This is a genomic window from Nocardia sp. NPDC050710 (assembly GCF_040654375.1).
Taxonomy (GTDB): Bacteria; Actinomycetota; Actinomycetes; order Mycobacteriales; family Mycobacteriaceae; genus Nocardia.
Window position 1 is genome coordinate 71851 of record NZ_JBFAHV010000006.1, and the last position, 18144, is coordinate 89994.

At 67.5% G+C, this 18144-nt stretch carries 20 protein-coding genes and 1 pseudogene; 17 read left to right on the forward strand and 4 right to left on the reverse strand.

Features of this window, described 5'->3' with window-relative positions; genetic code table 11:
• Window positions 1-86 precede the first annotated feature (86 nt).
• Both AB0H61_RS13900 and AB0H61_RS13905 read left to right on the forward strand, forming a co-directional pair.
• Complete coding sequence (locus tag AB0H61_RS13900; protein ID WP_357303374.1) at window positions 87-959, forward strand: haloalkane dehalogenase; 873 nt, start codon at window positions 87-89, stop codon at window positions 957-959.
• Window positions 960-1000: 41 nt separating this feature from the next.
• A complete protein-coding gene (locus AB0H61_RS13905) occupies window positions 1001-1864 on the forward strand; it encodes an RNA polymerase sigma factor (RefSeq protein WP_357303376.1) in 864 nt (287 codons plus the stop codon).
• A 2-nt stretch (window positions 1865-1866) separates the two neighbouring features.
• Here AB0H61_RS13905 and AB0H61_RS13910 read toward each other — a convergent pair whose 3' ends face one another.
• On the reverse strand, window positions 1867-2427 hold the full coding sequence (locus tag AB0H61_RS13910) for a dihydrofolate reductase family protein (protein ID WP_357303378.1): 561 nt from the start codon (window positions 2425-2427) through the stop codon (window positions 1867-1869).
• 111 nt (window positions 2428-2538) lie between these two features.
• Entirely contained in the window at window positions 2539-3681 is a 1143-nt protein-coding gene (locus tag AB0H61_RS13915) for a TDT family transporter (RefSeq protein ID WP_357303381.1), read from the reverse strand.
• Window positions 3682-3751: 70 nt separating this feature from the next.
• Between AB0H61_RS13915 and AB0H61_RS13920 the strand changes: the two genes are divergently transcribed.
• On the forward strand, window positions 3752-4660 hold the full coding sequence (locus AB0H61_RS13920) for a LysR family transcriptional regulator (protein WP_357303384.1): 909 nt from the start codon (window positions 3752-3754) through the stop codon (window positions 4658-4660).
• A 100-nt stretch (window positions 4661-4760) separates the two neighbouring features.
• Window positions 4761-5141 (forward strand): NYN domain-containing protein, encoded by a 381-nt coding sequence (locus AB0H61_RS13925; protein WP_357303387.1) that lies wholly within the window; start codon window positions 4761-4763, stop codon window positions 5139-5141.
• Window positions 5142-5220: 79 nt separating this feature from the next.
• Here the strand turns inward: AB0H61_RS13925 and AB0H61_RS13930 are convergent, their stop codons facing one another.
• Window positions 5221-5892, reverse strand: coding sequence for a PhoU domain-containing protein (locus AB0H61_RS13930; RefSeq protein ID WP_357303391.1), 672 nt, complete (start codon window positions 5890-5892; stop codon window positions 5221-5223).
• 135 nt (window positions 5893-6027) lie between these two features.
• Between AB0H61_RS13930 and AB0H61_RS13935 the strand changes: the two genes are divergently transcribed.
• Window positions 6028-6423 (forward strand): nitroreductase family deazaflavin-dependent oxidoreductase, encoded by a 396-nt coding sequence (locus tag AB0H61_RS13935; protein WP_357303393.1) that lies wholly within the window; start codon window positions 6028-6030, stop codon window positions 6421-6423.
• Window positions 6424-6491: 68 nt separating this feature from the next.
• Here the strand turns inward: AB0H61_RS13935 and AB0H61_RS13940 are convergent.
• Window positions 6492-6623, reverse strand: a pseudogene (locus AB0H61_RS13940) (DUF4377 domain-containing protein); the annotation flags it as partial.
• A 44-nt stretch (window positions 6624-6667) separates the two neighbouring features.
• Here AB0H61_RS13940 and AB0H61_RS13945 point away from each other — a divergent pair.
• From AB0H61_RS13945 to AB0H61_RS14000, 12 genes are all read left to right on the forward strand, one after another.
• The gene (locus AB0H61_RS13945) at window positions 6668-7756 is read left to right on the forward strand and encodes an ionic transporter y4hA (protein WP_357303396.1); all 1089 of its coding nucleotides are present in this window, start codon (window positions 6668-6670) and stop codon (window positions 7754-7756) included.
• A gap of 167 nt (window positions 7757-7923) precedes the next feature.
• Window positions 7924-8778 carry an ABC transporter permease gene (locus tag AB0H61_RS13950; protein WP_357303399.1) on the forward strand — a complete coding sequence of 285 codons (855 nt, stop codon included), beginning with the start codon at window positions 7924-7926 and terminating at the stop codon, window positions 8776-8778.
• Window positions 8779-9645, forward strand: a complete 867-nt coding sequence (locus tag AB0H61_RS13955) for an ABC transporter permease (RefSeq protein WP_357303402.1) — start codon at window positions 8779-8781, stop codon at window positions 9643-9645.
• A gap of 3 nt (window positions 9646-9648) precedes the next feature.
• Window positions 9649-10737: an MlaD family protein gene (locus AB0H61_RS13960; RefSeq protein WP_357303404.1), complete on the forward strand. Its 1089-nt coding sequence runs from the start codon at window positions 9649-9651 to the stop codon at window positions 10735-10737.
• A complete protein-coding gene (locus AB0H61_RS13965; protein WP_357303407.1) occupies window positions 10734-11738 on the forward strand; it encodes an MlaD family protein in 1005 nt (334 codons plus the stop codon). The genes AB0H61_RS13960 and AB0H61_RS13965 overlap by 4 nt, the downstream gene beginning before the upstream one ends.
• Window positions 11726-12781, forward strand: a complete 1056-nt coding sequence (locus AB0H61_RS13970; protein WP_357303410.1) for an MlaD family protein — start codon at window positions 11726-11728, stop codon at window positions 12779-12781. The genes AB0H61_RS13965 and AB0H61_RS13970 overlap by 13 nt, the downstream gene beginning before the upstream one ends.
• Window positions 12781-13884, forward strand: coding sequence for an MlaD family protein (locus AB0H61_RS13975; protein ID WP_357303413.1), 1104 nt, complete (start codon window positions 12781-12783; stop codon window positions 13882-13884). Before AB0H61_RS13970 ends, AB0H61_RS13975 begins: the two co-directional genes overlap by 1 nt.
• Before the next feature lie 14 nt (window positions 13885-13898).
• Window positions 13899-14969 (forward strand): MlaD family protein, encoded by a 1071-nt coding sequence (locus AB0H61_RS13980; RefSeq protein ID WP_357303416.1) that lies wholly within the window; start codon window positions 13899-13901, stop codon window positions 14967-14969.
• The gene (locus AB0H61_RS13985) at window positions 14966-15922 is read left to right on the forward strand and encodes an MlaD family protein (RefSeq protein WP_357303419.1); all 957 of its coding nucleotides are present in this window, start codon (window positions 14966-14968) and stop codon (window positions 15920-15922) included. Before AB0H61_RS13980 ends, AB0H61_RS13985 begins: the two co-directional genes overlap by 4 nt.
• 157 nt (window positions 15923-16079) lie before the next feature.
• On the forward strand, window positions 16080-16484 hold the full coding sequence (locus AB0H61_RS13990) for a hypothetical protein (RefSeq protein WP_357303421.1): 405 nt from the start codon (window positions 16080-16082) through the stop codon (window positions 16482-16484).
• 36 nt (window positions 16485-16520) lie between these two features.
• Window positions 16521-17171, forward strand: a complete 651-nt coding sequence (locus AB0H61_RS13995; RefSeq protein WP_357303424.1) for a hypothetical protein — start codon at window positions 16521-16523, stop codon at window positions 17169-17171.
• A 43-nt stretch (window positions 17172-17214) separates the two neighbouring features.
• A complete protein-coding gene (locus AB0H61_RS14000) occupies window positions 17215-18144 on the forward strand; it encodes an aminoglycoside phosphotransferase family protein (RefSeq protein WP_357303427.1) in 930 nt (309 codons plus the stop codon).

Below are 18144 nucleotides of genomic sequence, written 5' to 3' on the forward strand. Positions count from 1 at the left end.
GACGCACATCACATCGAATATTGTCGGATCGGTCCGGGATTCCGTGTCCAACCGGAGTGACAGGGAAAAACTCCGGAAGGATCCACATGACCGCCATCGACGTCATCGACTCGTACATCAACTACAGCGACACCGGCGCCGACACCGCCCCGGTCGTCTTCCTGCACGGCAACCCCACCTCGTCGTACCTGTGGCGCAATGTGATTCCGCATGTCGCGCCGCGGGCCCGCTGCCTCGCGCCGGATCTGATCGGTATGGGCGCGTCCGGTAAGCCCGATATCGCCTACCGGCTCGACGACCACGCCCGTTATCTCGACGCCTGGTTCGACGCCCTGGCTCTGGAGGATGTCGTCATTGTCGGGCACGACTGGGGCGGCACACTCGGCATGGATTTCGCGGCGCGCCATCCCGGTCGGGTGCGGGGTATCGCGTTGATCGAAACCTTTCTTCGCCCGATGCGCTGGGACGAGTTGCCGCAGGGTTCGGCCGAGATGTTCCGTCGGTTCCGTTCGCCGGAGGGTGAGCAGGCCGTACTCGAGCAGAACCTGTTCATCGAGTACAACCTGCCCAAACTCATTGCCGGGCTGACCGAAGCCGACCTCGACGCGTATCGGGCGCCGTACCCGACCCCGGAGTCCCGGAAGCCGATGCTGGCTTGGGCGCGGGAGTTTCCGCTCGACGGTGCGCCCGCCGATGTCGTGCGGCGCGTCCTCGATTACGGCGAATGGATGGCGAACAGTGGCGATGTTCCCAAGCTGCTGATGAAGGTCGAGCCGGGTGTCGGCCTCGGGTCGCCGGAGATCATCGAGTGGGCCGCACGAACTTTCGCGGCGGTCGAGGTCGAATCGGTGGGTCCGGGCCAGCATCACAGCCCGGAGGACCAGCCGGATGCCATCGGCAAGGCGGTCGCGGCGTGGCTGCGCAGGCACGCGCTGGTCCCGACCGCGACAATGTCGTGATGAACAGCGGCACTGTGCCGGACGACGGGGGGAACCTTGGAATGTCCGATGATCTCGGCGGCCGGCCGAACGCGGCCGGGGACGAGGCGGATCTGGTGGCCCGCGCCGTCGATGGTGACCGCGCCGCGCTCGCCGAGGTGATAGCGCTTCTACAGGATCCCCTCTACCGTCTGGCCCTGCGCATGACCGGGCGACCGGCCGACGCCGAGGACGCGGTGCAGGAGATCATGATTCGCGTGCTCACCCGCCTCGCCACCTGGCGAGGCGAGGCGAAGCTGCTCACCTGGGCCTACCGTGTCGGCGTGAACTATCTGCTCAACCTGCGCAGGCAGTCACCGCAGGAGCGGCAGCAGCTCAGCCTCGACGACTTCCGCGACGATCTCGCGGAAGGCCTTGCCGCCGAGGACTACCGGGGGCCGGAGGCCACGCTGCTGACCGAGGAGGTACGGCTCGGTTGCACCCAGGCGATGCTGCAATGCCTGAGCCGCGACGAGCGCGTTGCTTTCGTGCTCGGCGACGTCTTCGATCTGAAAGCCGCCGAGGCGGCGTGGATTCTGCGGATTTCTCCTGCCGCCTTCCAGAAACGGCTGGAACGCGCCAAGCAGCGGCTGGCCACCTTCCTCCGCTCGACCTGCGGCCTGGCCGATGCGAAGGCGTTGTGCCGCTGCTCGCGCCGGGTGGACCGGGCGATCGAATTGGGCAGGGTGCAGCCGCGTCGCCCGGCCTTCGCGCAGCATCCGGTGAGTCCGGGTGGCCGCACGGTCGCGGCGGCGGCCGCGCAGATGCTCACACTGCGCGATGCGGCGGGCGTGATCCGGGTGCATCCGGATTACGCCGCGCCGCAGGCGAAGATCGACGCGATCACCGGCCTATTGCATTCCGGCCGGTTCCCGCTGCTGGACTGAGTTCAGTCGAAGGATGGCCGGGTGACGCTGGGCTCGGTCACCCGGTAGGTCGCCAGGATCACGCCGTTATCGAGAACCTTGGACGCGATCAGCTCCATCGTCGCCTCGGCCTCGACGGGGTTCCACAGCCGCGCGCCCTTGCCGAGCAGGACCGGGTAGACAACCAGCCGGTACTCGTCGACCAGATTGTGGGCGCGCAGGTAGTCGACGAGGGTGGCACTGCCGAATACCAGCAGATTCTGCTCGGCGCGCAGCTTGGCGACGGTCTCGGCGAGGTCGCCCGGAATCGGGGTGGCGTTCCACTCCAGTTCGGTGCGCGTCGTGGTGGCGACGTGCTTGGGCATGCTGTTCATCTTGTCCTTGTACTCACCCTCTTCCGGGTGATTGGGCCAGGACGCCGCGAACATCTCGTAGGTGTTGCGGCCGAGCAGCAGCGCGTCGGCGTCGGCGACCTCGGGCGACTTGAAGTCGGCGATGTCGTCGTTCCAGAACGGGGCCGTCCATGAGGGCGCCTCGATCACGCCGTCGGCCGAAACGAACTCCGCGACCACTACTTTGCCCATTGACATCCTCATTTCTGTCTCACCTCTCGATCCGGTGGACCGAGTGTTCATCAGTGCGGACGATTCCCGCGACGAAGACTAATCGGAGGCGGACGAATTGGGCACGGGTGATCAGCGGGCGACGGCGGGCCGCAGCAGTGCGCCGTTCAGCACCCCGCGCACGGTACGCACACCCACCACCGCCCAGGCCCCGACCAGCAGGACGTACAGTGCGACCGCCGCCGCGGCGAAGAGGTAGGCCCCCGTGTGGCCGTACAGGACGCTGCTCGCGGTGATGCAGGTACCGAGCGGGAAGGTGAATCCCCACCAGGACAGCGTGAACCTCAGCTGACCGGCCCGGGCGGTCCTCGCGGTCACGGCCAGCGCCAGCGCCAGCCAGAGCATGGCGAATCCCCAGGTGGTGAGACCGAAGATGACAGAGAAGACGGTCAGGCCCTTGGCGAACAGATCGGGCAGCGCGGCGGGTCCGGCATTGGCGAGCAGGCCCGCGGCGGTCACCGACTGACCCAACGGGCCGAGCACGATCCACAGGGTGGGCACCATGCCCGCCTGGGGAGTGTCGAAGTGCACCAACCGCGACCAGATCATGGTGGTGGTGATGAGCGCCGCGATCAGGCTGAGGCCGAACATGGCGAGGCAGAGCAGAATCAGGGTCAACCGCGGCTGGCCCGCAGGGGTGTGCGGGACCAGCAGGGCGCCCATGGCGGCGGACACCATGGGCGGCACCACCGGAATCAGCCAGCCACCGAACGCGGCATCGGGATCGATGCGTTGGTGGGTGAACATCCGGTAGGGGATTCCTACGGCCGTCATCAGCCCGAGCACGGTGCCCACCGTCCACAGCACCCAGTCCACCGCGACGGCGGCGCTCATCCCGATCACATCGCCGCCGAGTACCAGGGTGCCCGCACCGACGGTGATCAGTGCCATCGGGGGCGCGCCGTAGAACTGCGACATGACGGGATGCTCGAAGTGATCGCGCGCATTCTCGGGGAATCTGACCAGGTGCGCGATCCATGCCACGGTGAGGGCCACCAGCAGCGTCGCGGACAGCGCCCATACCGCGGTCGCCGCGCCGCGCAGTCCGGGGAACTGTAGCGGCAGGGTGACGGCGGCGTTGGCGACGATGCTGGTGCCCATGACGGCGGCGAACCAGTTCGGTCCGAGGTGGCGCAGACTCTCGCCGTTGAGCTCGCCGAACCGGTGCCGCGCGGTGGCGGGGGCTGTTCTTCCGAACGTGATGGTGGCGGTCATATGTTCAGCTTCGCGCCGGGCGGCCGGGTGGCGTAGCCCGCGCGTTCCTATGAATGCATAGAGTGGTTCTATGCCACTGTCGCCGCGTGTCCCCGATCTGGCCGCGCTGGACCTGCTGGTCTCGGTTATCGAGCTGGGCAGTATCGGCCGCGCGGCGCAGGCACACGGCATCAGCCAGCCCTCGGCCTCCTCGCGCCTGCGATACCTGGAGAAGCTGGTGGGTGTTCCGGTGCTGGAGCGCACCACGCTCGGGTCGCGGCCCACCCCGGCCGGTGCGTTGATCGCCGAATGGGCGCGTTCGGTGGTCGACGCGGCCGAGCAATTGGACGCGGGCATCGACACCCTGCGCGCGGAGCGCGATTCCCGGCTGCGGGTCGCGGCCAGCCAGACCATTGCCGAGTACCTGTTCCCCGGCTGGCTGATGACGCTGCGCGCGACGACGCCCGACACCACCATCGCCTTGGAGTCCGGCAACTCGGTCGAGGTCGCGCAGGCGGTGCTCGACGGCCGGGCCGGTATCGGATTCGTCGAGAGCCCCAAGACTTTCCGCGGCCTGGAGAGTCACACGGTGGCGCGCGATCGGCTGGTCGTCGTCGTCGCACCGCAACATCAATGGGCGCGGCGCGGTTCCGTCGCACTGGCCGAGCTCGCCGAAACCCCATTGATCCAACGGGAACCGGGTTCGGGCACGCGCACCTGGTTCGAACACGCGGTCTCGCGCGCTCTGCCGGGTACGCAGCCGAATATCGCGCTCGAACTGTCCTCCACCACCGCCATCAAAACCGCGGTCGCCGCGGGCGTCGGGCCCGCGGTGCTGAGTTCCCTGGCCGTCGCCGCCGACATCGCCGCGGGCTCCCTGGTTTCCCCGGAGGTCACCGGCCTCGACCTCGACCGCACCCTGCGCGCCGTCTGGCCTACCGGGCAGCGCCTGACCGGCCCCGCCCGCGACCTCTACGCCATCGCCCGCCGCCCCGATTGAGCGCGGATCTCCCTGTGCGCCGCGAATCTCCGAATTCGACAGTCGGCCGCTGGCCCGCCCCGGCAGACGCACCCGGCTTCGGGGGAGGACACTGAGTGGCATGGCGCAGGGCAGCGGTCGACTGATCGTGGTCGATGCCGCGAATGTCGTCGGTTCGCGGCCCGACGGTTGGTGGCGTGATCGTGCCGGGGCGGCCCGGCGCCTGTTGGAGCGGCTGACCGTGCTGGACACAGCGGCCGAGGTGGTCGTGGTGCTCGAAGGCGCGGCGAAGGCCGCCGTCGCGGAGGCACCGCAGTTCGACGGTATCCGCGTGGTGTCGGCCGACGGTTCGGGTGATGACGCGATCGTCGATGTGGTGGCGGCGGCGGTGGATCGGTCGGTCACCGTCGTCACGGCGGATCGCGGACTGCGCGCGCGGGTGCAGGCGCTCGGGGCGGATACGGTCGGTCCCCGCTGGCTCATCGAGCGTATCGAGTCGTAGGCGCGCGTATTCCTGTCCACCGCAAGCGAATCCCCCGCTGACCGGGGTCCGGCCGCTCCGGGCCAGGTGGGCCACCGCCTCAGTCGTCGGACGTCGCGTCCTTCCTCGTCTGGGCGGTCGGGGGAATCCCGGTGTCCAGGAAGCGGATCAAGCTATCGATGCGGTCGGTGTGGTCGATGCAGCGTTCCAGGTAACTACCGGTCATGGCCAGATCGATGGCCGAGTCGGTGGGTTGTGCCGGGGCGGCCTCGGTGAGGGCGGTGAGCAATCGGTGGTGCAGCTGCTCCATCGGATGTACGCCCGGTTCGGTTTCCGTGGCATTGTGCCCGGTCGCGACGGCCTGGCCGGATACCGCGGTGCGGTGCGCGGCGAGCCGTCCCATTTCCGCGAGGATGTCGAGAATCGGCTGGGGCCCGACGTGTCCCGGGTGGCTGCGGTAGATCTGGTCGGCGACTCGGCTGGTGAGCCAGCCGATGCGGGACAGTTCGCTCGCGATCTGGATGGCGGTCACCACATGACGCAGGTCGCGGGCGACCGGCGCCTGCAATGCGAGCAGCACCACGGTCCTGGCCTCGCACGCGCCATACATTTTCTGTAGCTGCTCGTCGAGCGCGAAAACCTCGTAGGTGGCCTTCAAATCGGCGTCGACGAGAGCGTCGATCAACCGCTCGACGGCGTCGTGGGCAACTCGGCACATCAGCGTCAGATCATTCGTCAACGCGACGAGCTCGTGGGTGAACTGGGTCCGCACCCGCAAATTCTCTCCTATCGCGGCGCTGTCGAGTACTCGAATCCAGGCCCGGTTACCGGCTTGGCCGGAACACGCAGGCCAGCAACGGATTGTCGCGGTGCGATGGTGAGGTGAAGCGGTGTTACCGTCGGGCATGTGCCCACCAAGAACGATGTTCAGCACCGCCTGGTTACCACATTCCAACGCCGCATAGGGAATCCGATCCTGCGTCGGCTGCCGAGTCAGCAATTGCTGGAGACAGTCGGCCGGGTGAGCGGTCAGCCGCGCGTCACCCCGATCGGCGGCCGTCGCGTGGGTGCCCAATTCTGGCTCGTGTCGGAATTCGGCGAGCGTTCGCAGTATGTGCGGAACATCAAGGCGAACAATCGGGTCCGGGTCCGGCTGCGGGGACACTGGCATACCGGCACCGCGCACCTGCTGCCCGATGACGATCCGAGGGCGCGGTTGCGGGAACTGCCGCGTGCCAATAGCGCCGCGGTTCGTGCGGTGGGCACCGATCTGCTCACGATTCGCATCGACCTGGACGACTGAGAAGATCCGCGGTCAGCCTGCGGGCTGCCGGTCGACCACCTCGAGCAGCTTCCAGTCACCGACGCCGCATCGGCGGGCGGATTCGGCGCCGGAATCTGTTCCACCCGCATCTGTTCCACCCGCGGGCGATAACGATAGCCAGGACGGAACTGGAAGCCTTCGATGGAGCCGGGATGCCTCGCCCCGATGGTACCGAACAGCTACATCGACCTTGGTGTCCGAAATTAGCTGGGACGATGGTGGCATGATCCGTGCGTTGACTGCCCGCTGGACCGTGTTCGTTCCCCTACTCGCCGTTGTCGCGCTGGCCTCGACCTGGGGGCGAAGTCTGCCGGGGGTCGGTGTGGTCGTCGTGGGGGCGGCTCTGGTCGGGGCGGTGCTCGCGGCGGTCAACCACGCGGAGGTGGTGGCGAACCGAGTCGGTGAACCGTTCGGATCGCTGGTGCTCGCGGTCGCGGTCACCGTGATCGAGGTCGCACTGATCGTCACGCTGATGATTTCCGGCGGTGAGAAGAGCGCCTCCCTGGCCCGCGACACCGTATTCGCCGCGGTCATGATCACCTGCAATGGCATCTTCGGTCTTTCGCTGCTGGTCGGCGCGCTACGCAGGCGGGTAGCGGTCTTCAATGCGGAGGGCACGGGCGCCGCGCTGGCTACGGTGGCGACCCTGTCCACCCTCAGCCTGGTCTTGCCGACCTTCACCACCAGTAAGCCCGGCCCCGAATTCTCGCCCGCCCAGCTCGCTTTCGCCGCGGTGGCCTCGCTGCTGCTGTACGGGCTGTTCGTCATGGTCCAGACGGTGCGCCATCGCGACGACTTCCTGCCAGTCGAGGGTGGCGGCGTCGTCACCGAGGACGAGAACGGCGAACGCCCGACCGTGCGCAGGACGCTGCTCAGCTTCGGCCTGCTGTTTGTCGCCCTGGTCTGTGTGGTCGGGCTGGCCAAGGTGATCTCGCCCGCGATCGAACACGGCGTCCGGTACGCCGGACTGCCGCCCGCGGCGGTCGGTGTGGCGATCGCGCTGCTGGTGCTGCTGCCCGAGACGCTCGCCGCGGTACGCGCCGCGCGCCGCGATCAGGTCCAGATCAGCCTGAATCTGGCGCTGGGGTCGGCGATGGCCAGTATCGGCCTGACCATTCCGGCCATCGCTGTGGCAACTATCTGGCTACAGGGGCCGCTGATCCTCGGGCTGGGCGCGACGCAGATGGTTCTGCTCGCCATCACGGTCGTCGTCGGCGCGCTCACCGTTGTTCCCGGCCGCGCGACCCTGCTTCAGGGCGGCGTACATCTGGCTCTGTTCTCGGCTTTTGTATTCCTCGCCGCCAGTCCGTAGGTGTCGTGATGTGGGTGCGTAGGTGACCAGCGTCACGCCTCGGCAATTTTGATGTGACGCAGAGTACCTATTAACTTGGCCACCGTTGGCATTGACGCCGGATGCGGAGAGAACGCCATGAACTTCGACACAACCCGTGCTGTTCGCGAGGTACGCGGGCTCGGCCTATGACCTCCGATCTCGAGGAATTCCAGCTCCGCACCCGTAGCTCCGCGGTCACCGTCGTTCGCGAGAACTTCTCGGATACGGTCGTCTCATCGCTGCGCACCTTCGGTCGTGCGGTTGGCGTCGCCCAGGAGTCGGTGACCGGCGCGGTGCGCGATATCGCACGCGGCCGATTCCAGTGGCGCGAGGCGATTCTGCAGGCCTGGCGGCTGATCACGGTCACCACCGTCCCGGCGATCCTGATCGCGATCCCGTTCGGTGTGATCGTCTCGATCCAGGTCGGCAACCTGATCCACACCCTCGGTGCGGACTCACTGCTCGGCGCGACCGGCGGCCTCGGCGTCATCAAACAGGGCGCCCCGATGGCGACCGGATTCCTCCTCGGCGGCGCGGGCGCCGCGGCCATCGCGGCCGATCTCGGCGCCCGGACGATCCGGGAAGAGATCGACGCGCTGAATACGATGGGTATCAGCCCGATTCACCGACTGGTCATTCCGCGCATGGCCGCCATGCTGGTCGTCGCGCCGCTGCTCAATATCCTGATCATCTTCGTCGGCATCCTGGCCGGGTACGCGGTCGCGATCGGCGGCCAGGGCGTGACGCCCGGTAGCTACTGGGCCACCTTCGGATCCTTCACCACCACCGCGGATGTCTGGGTGTCGCTGGTAAAGGCGCTGATCTTCGGGTTCCTGGTCGTGGTCATCGCCTGCCAGCGCGGACTGGAGGCCAAGGGCGGACCGCGCGGTGTCGCCGATGCGGTGAATGCGGCGGTGGTGCTCTCGGTGGTGTCGATCGTCGTCGTGAATCTGGCCATCACCCAGGTCACCGCCATGTTCCTGCCCACGAGGCTCGCGTAGATGGCTACTTCCTCATACGTCCCGAAGGGACTGGGCTGGGCCGCGCGCTATGTCCGGCGCGGCAGCAGGGTGCTGCGCGCGGTCGACTCCGCGGGCTTCGTCGCGGTCTTCGTCTGGCAGGTGCTCTCGGCGATCCCATCGACACTCCAGCGCTATCGCGGCGAGACCATGCGCGCCATCACCGATATGACCTGGGGTCGCGGCTCGGTCGTGGTCGGCGGCGGCACGGTGCCGATGATGATCGTGCTCGGTCTCGCCATGGGCGCCTCGGTCGGCGTGGAATCCTTCGCCACCCTGGACATGCTCGGCATGGGCCCGGTCACCGGCGTCGTCTCGGCGTACGCGACCACCAGGGAGCTGGCCCCGATCGCCGCGGCGGTGGGCTTCGCCGCCCAGGCCGGATGCCGCATCACCGCGGAGATCGGCTCGATGCGCATCTCCGAAGAGATCGACGCCATCGAATCGCTCGGTCTGCGTTCGGTGCCGTTCGTGGTGACGACCCGGGTGATCGCGGGCTCGCTGGCCATCGTCCCGACCTTCCTCATCGCGCTGATCCTGAGCTACGGCGCCTGCCGCGGGCTGATCACGCTGGTGCACGGCCAGTCCGCTGGCGTATACGACCACTATTTCTTCCAATTCGTCTCCGGCTTCGACGTCATCGCGGCGGTGATCAAGGTCGCGATCTTCGGGACGGTGGTGATCCTGGTGCACAGCTACTACGGCTTCTTCGCGACCGGTGGACCCGAGGGCGTCGGAATCGCCTCCGGCCGCGCGGTGCGGGCCAGCTTCGTATCGATCATCGCGATCGACATGGTGCTGTCCATCCTGCTGTGGGGCTTCAATGCCGCGATCAGTTTCACGGGGTGATCAGTGCCGAAATACGGTTTGCCCGGCGTAGCCGCGGATAAGAAAAAGGCCAGAACGGTCGGTTTGTTCATCATCGCGGTCCTCGCGGTGGTGGCGCTGGCGACCACGCTCTACCGGAGTGTGCGCACCGACGAGGGCCTGCGCATCGCACTGCACACCGTCGAGATCGGCGACGGTCTCAGTGCGGGCACCCAGGTGCGGCTGGATGGTGTGCTGGTCGGTGAGATCACCGAGATCGCGCCGGACCGGCGCGGTACCCAGCGGATCACGTTGCATTTGGACAACTCCCGGCTCTACGGCCTCGACGACAGCATGCGGATCGACTACGCGCCCGCCAACCTCTTCGGCATCAGCGAGCTCGAATTGCGCCGTGGCCCCGGCGGTTCCCCGCTGCGCGAGGGCGCGGTGATCGATTTGACCGGCCCGCAGGCCGCCAGGGTTTACGACGCCACCATGGGCAGCATTCTGCGCAGTCTCTCCCAGGTCGGTGCGACCGTATTCACCCCGCAGCTGGCCACCGTCATCGCGCAGGTCTCCGCGGATTTCCAGGCCTTCACCCCGCTGGTGCAGGCGCTGATCACGGTGGCGCGCACCATCGCCGACAACCAGACCATGCCGACCTCCGAATTGCTCGGCAAGCTCGGCCCCGCCTTCGAAGGCGGCGGCCGATTCGCGGGTGCGACGATCCAGGCCCTCGATCAGATCCACGACATCCGGATCGTGCAGACCGACAAGGACCGCTACGACATCGGTGTCGCGGCGCTCACCGGCACGATCCTGCCGGGTCTCGCGACCACCGTCACCGCGGCGGGCGGGCAATTCGCCGAGGCCACCGACATGCTCGCACCGATGCTGAATGTGCTGGCGCAGATGATCCCGCGCCCGCAGCAGTCGGCCGCGGAACTGCGCGCACTGCTGGAGCGGCTGCGTGCGGCGATGCCCGATACGCCCGCCGGTCCGGTACTGAACCTGGAGGTCGATCTGCGCACGGGCTGGGACAGCGTGCCGGGGATCGCGGTGCCGCTGCTCGGGCGGCCATTACCCACCCCGCCGGCCCCGCCGACCGCCGTCCCCGAAGGAGGTATCCGATGACGGTGCGTGGTGCGGCCTTGCGGCTGCTGCTGTTCGCGGGCGTGATGGTGGTGGTGCTCGCCCTGGTGCTCACCGCGATCACACGGCCGGTGGCCGGGGATACCGAGGCACACGATGCGCTGTTCACCGATGCCAACGGCCTGAAGGTCGGCGATGACGTGCGCATGTACGGCGTGCAGGTAGGCAAGGTCGAGGGCATCGCGCTGGACGGGGTGACGGCGAAGGTGCGCTTGACCGTCACGACCTCGACGCCGATCTACGACAACAGCACCCTGGCCATCCGGTACCAGAACCTCACCGGCCAGCGCTATATCGACCTGCAGCAGCAGCCGAATCCCGGCATCCGGCTGGCCGCGGGCGCGGCCGTCGGCGCCGAGATGACCATCCCGTCCTTCGACGTGACCAGCCTCTTCAACGGCTTGAAACCGGTGCTGGCCACCATGAGTCCGGAATCGGTCAACCAGTTCACCGAGAGCATGCTCGCGGTCATCGAGGGTGACGGTTCCGGGCTCGGACCGGCGATGGCGGCCATCGATCAGCTCAGCAAGTACGTCGGGGACCGGCAGCAGGTGATCGCCGCCCTGGTGCGGAATATGTCCGATCTCTCCGATCGGGTCGGCGGCCGGGTGCACTATCTGGTGCCGCTGCTGGCCCGGCTCAGCGATATCTTCCAGTCGCTCCAGGCCAATATCGGCGGGCTCGCGCAGTTCGCCATGACCGCGCCGTCGGTGCTCGGCCCGCTGGACCGATTGCTCGGCACCCTCGGCCTGTCGCAGGACAGCGGCGCCGATACCGACGGGCTGATCCGGCAGCTGTTCCCGAATCCGCAGGAGGCGGTCGAGGTGTTCGGCCGGCTGCCCGGGCTGCTCGACTCGGTGGACAACGCGCTGCCGCGCACCGCCGCGGGCTGGAAACCGGAGTGCAGCAAGGGCGCTGCCGAGGTGCCCGCACCGGTACGGGTGCTCATCGCGGGACAGCGGGTGGCGATATGTCAGGCATGATCTCCCGCTGGTTCGGCGGCAACCGGCCCATCCCGGACGAGCCGACCAAGCTGCGCCGCGAGGTGCGGCTCGGCATCATCGGCGTGGCACTGCTGGTCATCGGCATCGTCGCGGCCGGTACGCTCTACGTAGTGCCGTTCGGCAAAACCACCTATACGGCGGAGCTTTCCGAGGCGCAATCGGTGAAGGAGGGCGACGACATCCGGCTGGCGGGCATTTCGGTGGGGTCGGTGAAATCGCTGGAGCTGAAGCCGGATCGGGTCGTCATGACATTCACCGTGAATTCCGATGTCTTCCTCGGCGATCAGACCTCGCTAGATGTGCGGATGCTCACCGTGGTCGGCGGGCACTATATCGCGCTGTTCCCAGCGGGCACCGCGCCGCTGGGTGATCGTCCGATCCCGGCGGATCGAGTTCGGTTGCCCTACAGCCTGATCCAGACGTTCCAGGACGCCACCGCCCCGATCGCGAAGATCGATGGCAATACCTTGCGCAATAACCTGGCCGCGCTGGATCGGTCGGTCGACGGCGCCCCGGAAGCCTTGCGCACCACCCTCGATACCGTCGGCGGCTACGTCGACGCCATCGATCGCCAGCGCACCCAGGTCTCCAATGCCATCGCCGTTGCCAGCGAGTACGTCACCATGTACGACGGCGCGAAAACCGATCTGGGCAGGCTGATGGATAACGCCAACCTGCTCGAGACCGTGCTGGTCGATAAGCGCGCCGAACTGCGCGAATCCGTCGCGCTGCTCAATAGCGTGGTGCAGCGACTGGCCGCGCTGGCACCGTCCTGGGATTCGACCCTGAAACCGATGGCGCAGCAGCTCGCCGAGGCCCTGCCCCGGCTGGAAGAACTCGGCGGCAAGCTCGAACCGATGATCGCCTCCGCGCGGGACCTGACCCAGCGGCTGCGGGCGCTGGTGATTCCCGAGGGCGGGATCGTGATCGATAGATCCGGTGAAACCATCCAGGCGCCGGGCGGTGTGGATCCCTCGGCCGCACTCGGTGTGTGCGTGCCACTGCCAGGGAAGGCGTGCTGATGCTGAATCGACTGCTGGGCAGCCAGGCGTTCATGTCTATCTCGGGAGCCGTCGTCCTCGCCGTGGTTGCGGCGGCGGGTTACTTCGTGATCTTCGATCCGCTGCGCGAGACCGAGGCCTACTGCGCGATCATGCCCGACAGTATCGGGCTGTACCCCGGCAACCAGGTGACCATGCGCGGCATCACGGTCGGCACGGTGACCTCGGTGCAGAACCAGGGCAGCACCGTTCGAGTGGATTTCGAGGTCGACGCCGACCATCCCGTGCTCGCCGACGCCTCGGCAACCACGGTGTCCGATACCGTTGTCGCCGATCGGGAGCTGGCGGTACTGACCACCGGCAAGGACGCCGCACACTGGGACAGCGCGCAGTGCATCACCAAGACACTGACCCCGAAGAGCCTGACCGAAACCCTCACCGCGCTGGCGCAATTGTCCGACCAGATCGTGGGACCGGATCCGGCGCAGCCGAATTCGCTGGCCGACGGGCTCGCCTCGCTGGACCGGGCCACGGTGGGCACCGGTCCGCAGATCAACGAGCTGGTGCGCAAACTCGGCTCGGCCCTGAAATCGCCGGATGCGGATATCGGTCATCTGGCCGCGATCTTCGACGCCTTCGCGTCGGTCTCCCAGAAGGTCGATCAGTATTGGGGTGACTTGGAATCCATGCTGACCAGGATCGGTCCCGCGCTGAATCAGGCCAGCACCGAACTGCTCGGCCCCGGCACCGAACTGTTCGACGGGCTGCGGCAGGTACTGCCGATGCTCAACGACATCACCACCATGTTCGGCGGACAGATCCTGCGGCTGCTCGACGACACCGTGCCGCTGATAAAGCTGCTGCGCGCCAATGTGGGTTCGCTGCGCGACATCATGGTCACCACACCGGTTTTCGTCTCCGCCTTCCAGAGCGCGGTCGATCCGCGGACCGGTGCGGTCGGCATCACCTATGCGGCGCCGAAGCTCGCGATACCGCAGCAGCATGCCGAGCAGGTGTGTGCGGCGGTGAATGCCGTCACGCCGGGGCGATGCACCGGCTCGCAGGACGGCATGGTGAATGTGTCGATGGCGCAGCTGGTATTGGGATTGGCGGGTTCGCGATGACAATGCGACGCACGGTGAGACTTCGGCTGCCACGTCCAGCGGCGCTGCGCCGCACCACACTCGCACTCACTCTCGCGGCCGCGGTGACGGTCGGCGGGTGCGCGTTCGATCCGTCCTCGGTGCCGGTGCCCGGCACCTCCGTCGCCGGGCCCACCTACCGGGTGCGTATCGAATTCGCCAATGTGCTGAATCTGCCCGCGCGCGCGAAGGTCATCGCCAACGGCGCCCAGATCGGCACCGTCGACAAGGTCACCGTGGTGCCCGTGGACCGAGCCCCCGCGGGCCGCGGCGGCTACGTGGTGGTCGACGCCGATATCGCGAAATCCGTTCAGCTGCCGACCACTACGGTCGCCGAATTGCGCCAGAACACCGTGCTCGGTGATATCCATATCGCCCTCACCACGCCGCCCGACGGCTTCGACGCGTTGCTCGGTCCGGACGGCACCATCGACCTGGACCACAGCAAGCCGCCGGTGCAGCTGGAGGACACCATGGCCACCATGGCCTTATTCGTCCAGGGTGGTGCCGTCGGGCAGATGCAGGACATCGTCAACCGGTTCAATGCCGTGCTGCCGCAGGATCCCCGGGAGACCGCGCGGATCTCGCGGGTGATGGGCGCCGACGCCGCCGATCTGGCCGCCAACCTGGACGAGGTGGACAAGCTGCTGTTCGGTTTGGCCACCAATGCCGAAGTGCTGCACGATATCCGACCTGAGCTGGACGATATTCTCAGCGAGGAATCGGTGAAACGGGTGACCGCCGCGGCACAGTCGATCGATGGGGTGACCGAGATCTTCGGTGTGCTCGGTCCGGTGGGGCAGTCGCTGGTCTGGCTGGCGCCGCTGGTGCAGTCGGGGGAGGCCGCGGCCCGGGCGTTCGTGCCGCTGGCGACCGGCGGTCCGCTCGATCTGCGCTCGCCCTCCAACCTGGCCATGCTGGTCGCGCTGCTGCGGGACAAGGTCATTCCGTTCGTCGAGCGCGGTCCCAAGGTGAATGTGCGTGACATACAGGTGAATTCGGTCTCCCAGCAGGACCAGGTGGAACGGATCGTCGAAACCCTGCGCATGATCGGAGCTGTCCGATGAAGATCGGCTCGCTGGCCTCGCTCGGCGGCATCGCCGCCATCCTGATCCTCGGCGCGGCCTATCTGACCTTCGGGGTGGTGCGGTTCGATCCGTTCGCCGACTACACCGAGGCCACGATGGTGCTGAGGAATTCGGGTGGGCTCGGCGTCGGTTCGCCGATTCTGCTGACCGGCATCCCGGTCGGCAAAGTGACCTCGGTGGACAACACCGCCTCCGGGGTCGAGGTCGGCTTCCGGGTGGACGGCTCGCACAAGCTGCCTACCGACAGCATCGTCACCATCGAACAGCTCTCCGCGCTGGGTGAACCGTACGTGCAGTTCGTGCCCAATGCCGAGGGCGGCCCGTATCTGCGCGATGGGCAGCGGCTCGACACCGCGACGGTGCGCACCCCGCTGTCCATACCCGAGGTGGCTCGGCTGGTCACCACGACCATGAATCAGCTCGATCCCACCGTGGTCGGCTCGCTGGTGGAGACCATGAGCACATCCCTCACCGGAACCGAGTCCGTCATGCCGGAATTGGCGCGCTCCGGTGACCTACTGGCCTCGACCATCATGAGCCGGGCCCCGAAAATCGCCGAGCTGTTGCGGAGTTTCCAGCGCGCCGCGCGGCATATCGAGTGGGCCGGGCCCGCCACCGCGGCGGGTGCGCCGGAATTGGTGCAGTTCGGCAAGGTGCTCGACGGTCTGGTGGAGGCGGTCGGCCGATTGGTGGCCGAGGGCAACAGCCCGCAGATGTATCTCGAAGGCAATGGCATCGTCCCGTTCCTGGAGAAGATCACCCGGTGGCTCGAGGAGGTCGGGCCGGAGTTGAAGGCGCTTATTCCCGGGCTGCGGCCGCTGACCGACGCGGTCGTCTCCGGTGCGCCCGGCATCGACCTCAGTGCGCTGATCGGGCAGGCGCTACACGAGACCGGTGCGGACACAGTGAAGGTGCGCGTCGCCGTCAAATAGCCATCAGCTATCGAATAGCTATCAGTTATCGAATTGCTGAGCAGGCCGAATATCGTTGGCAAAAGTTGATCTTTGAACCGGCAACATTCCGGTAGCCTCCGAAAAAGATCAACTTTCGTGACGGTGTTCCCTGCTCGAGCAGTGAAGGCGGTGTGCGATGGTGGCATCCGGAGGCGGACCCGCACCCGACGATGGCGCACCCGAGAACAGCACCCGGGTTCTTGCCATCGCGGCCGCGATAGCGGCCGTCCTCGCCCTGGTGGTGGCGATCGGAATGCTCCTGCGCACCGACCGGGATGCGAACGACCAGACGCCGTCGGCCACCCCCACCCCGGTGAGCGCGACCGCGGCTCGCACCACCTCGACGCAGCAACCGCCCTGGCGCCGGCCGATCTCCTCCCCATTGCCGACCCAACCGGCGCACCAGGTGGGCGAGGACTGCTCGTCCGGCGGCATCACCGCCCATTGGGACATCGTGCCGGGACGGGGTTGGGTCTGTGTCCCGCAGACGCAGGGTGATAACGCGCCCGCACCGCTGCCCGCCGAACCGGGAGGCACCTGACTTCCGACACATCTGATCGAGAGCTGAGGCGGTGCGATGGTGGAATCCGGCAATACGACACCCAACCGTGACAATCCGAAGAATGCCCGCGTGCTGGCCACCGCGGTGACGGTATGTACCTTCCTCGCGCTGGTCGTCGCGATCGGACTGATGTTGCGCACCAACCTCGATGCCACCGGATCCGAGACGGCGGTGGCCACTACTTCGCCGCGACTGCCCGCGCCCACCTACCAGGTGGGCGGCGATTGCTCGGCGGGTGGGATCTCCGCCCAATGGGATATGCGTGACGGGCAACTGAACTGTGTGGCGCGGGACCGGATTCCCAGCGCGCACCGGGCCGGAGACGACTGCTCGCACGACGGTGTCACCGCGCGGTGGGAATTCCCGGACGGTCGCTGGGTGTGCGTGCCGGTGCCGCCGCCTGTCGCGCCCGCCCCGCAACCCGCGCCGGTGGAGACCTATGCGCCACCGGTCGAGGTGTCGCGCCCGCCGGTGGATGTCTATGTGCCACCGCAGGAAGTCCCCGCGCCTGCCCCCGCGCCTGCCCCCGCGCCTGCCCCCGCCCCTGCTCCTGCCCCCGCTCCCGTGCCCGCGCCCGCACCGGAACCCCCGCCGCCGGTGCCGTGGTTCCAACTGCCGCCGCTCCCGTGGTTACCCGCGCCGCCGCCTCCGCCGCCCGCTCCGTGACGGGGCACGGAAATTCGGTGGACGGGGCTGGAATGCTCGAAAGGTGATCGATGTTCCGGAGTTTTTCGCCGACCGCCTCGCCATGATCGCGGGTGATCCGGCGCGGGTCTGGTTGGAACAATTGCCCGAATCGGCCGCCGAGTATGCCGAACGCTGGCAGCTGACTCTCGACGGCCGGGTGCCGATGTACGGGTATGCGGGGGTGGTGCTGCCGTGCACCCGCGCCGACGGCACCGAAGCCGTTCTCAAACTCGGGTTCGTCGGCCCGGAGACCCGCGACGAACCGCGTGCCCTGGCCGCCTGGGGCGGCGATGGCGCGGTTCGGCTGTACGAGAGCGACCCGGGGCGCGGCGCCATGGTGCTGGAACGGCTCGATGCCGGACGTTCGCTCGAAGACGAGCCGATCGATGACGCGGTGCGGATCATCTCCGTGCTGCTGCGCAGGCTGGCGATCGAGGGTCCGTCCGATATCTCGCGCTCGCTGCGCACCGAGGCGCAGCGCTGGGCGCTGGAGTTGCCCGAGCAGTGGCGCAGGCTCGGCCAACCGTTTCCGCGCGTACTCCTCGACGCCGCGGTGGATGTGTGCGAGCAACTCGGCCCCAGCGCGGGAACCCTGCTGGTGAACGAGGATCTGCACTACGAGAATGTGCTCGGCGCGACGCGGGAGCCGTGGTTGGTGATCGACCCGCAGCCCCTCATCGGCGATATCGAGTTCACCACGCTGTCGCTGCTGTGGAACCGGATGAACGACTCCGACCTCGATGCGCGCTTCGCGGCCGTGGTCGAGATCGCGGGCCTGGATGCCGATCGGGCCCGGGCCTGGACCCTGGTGCGTTCGGTGCAGAACTGGCTGTGGTTCGTGGAGGACGAGGACACCGAGGATTTCGGCTGGCCCGCGGTACAGGTCATCGCGCCGTGGGCGCTGGGTGGCTCAGCGCCGTGGGCGCTGGGTAGTACAGCGATGCCGAGCTGA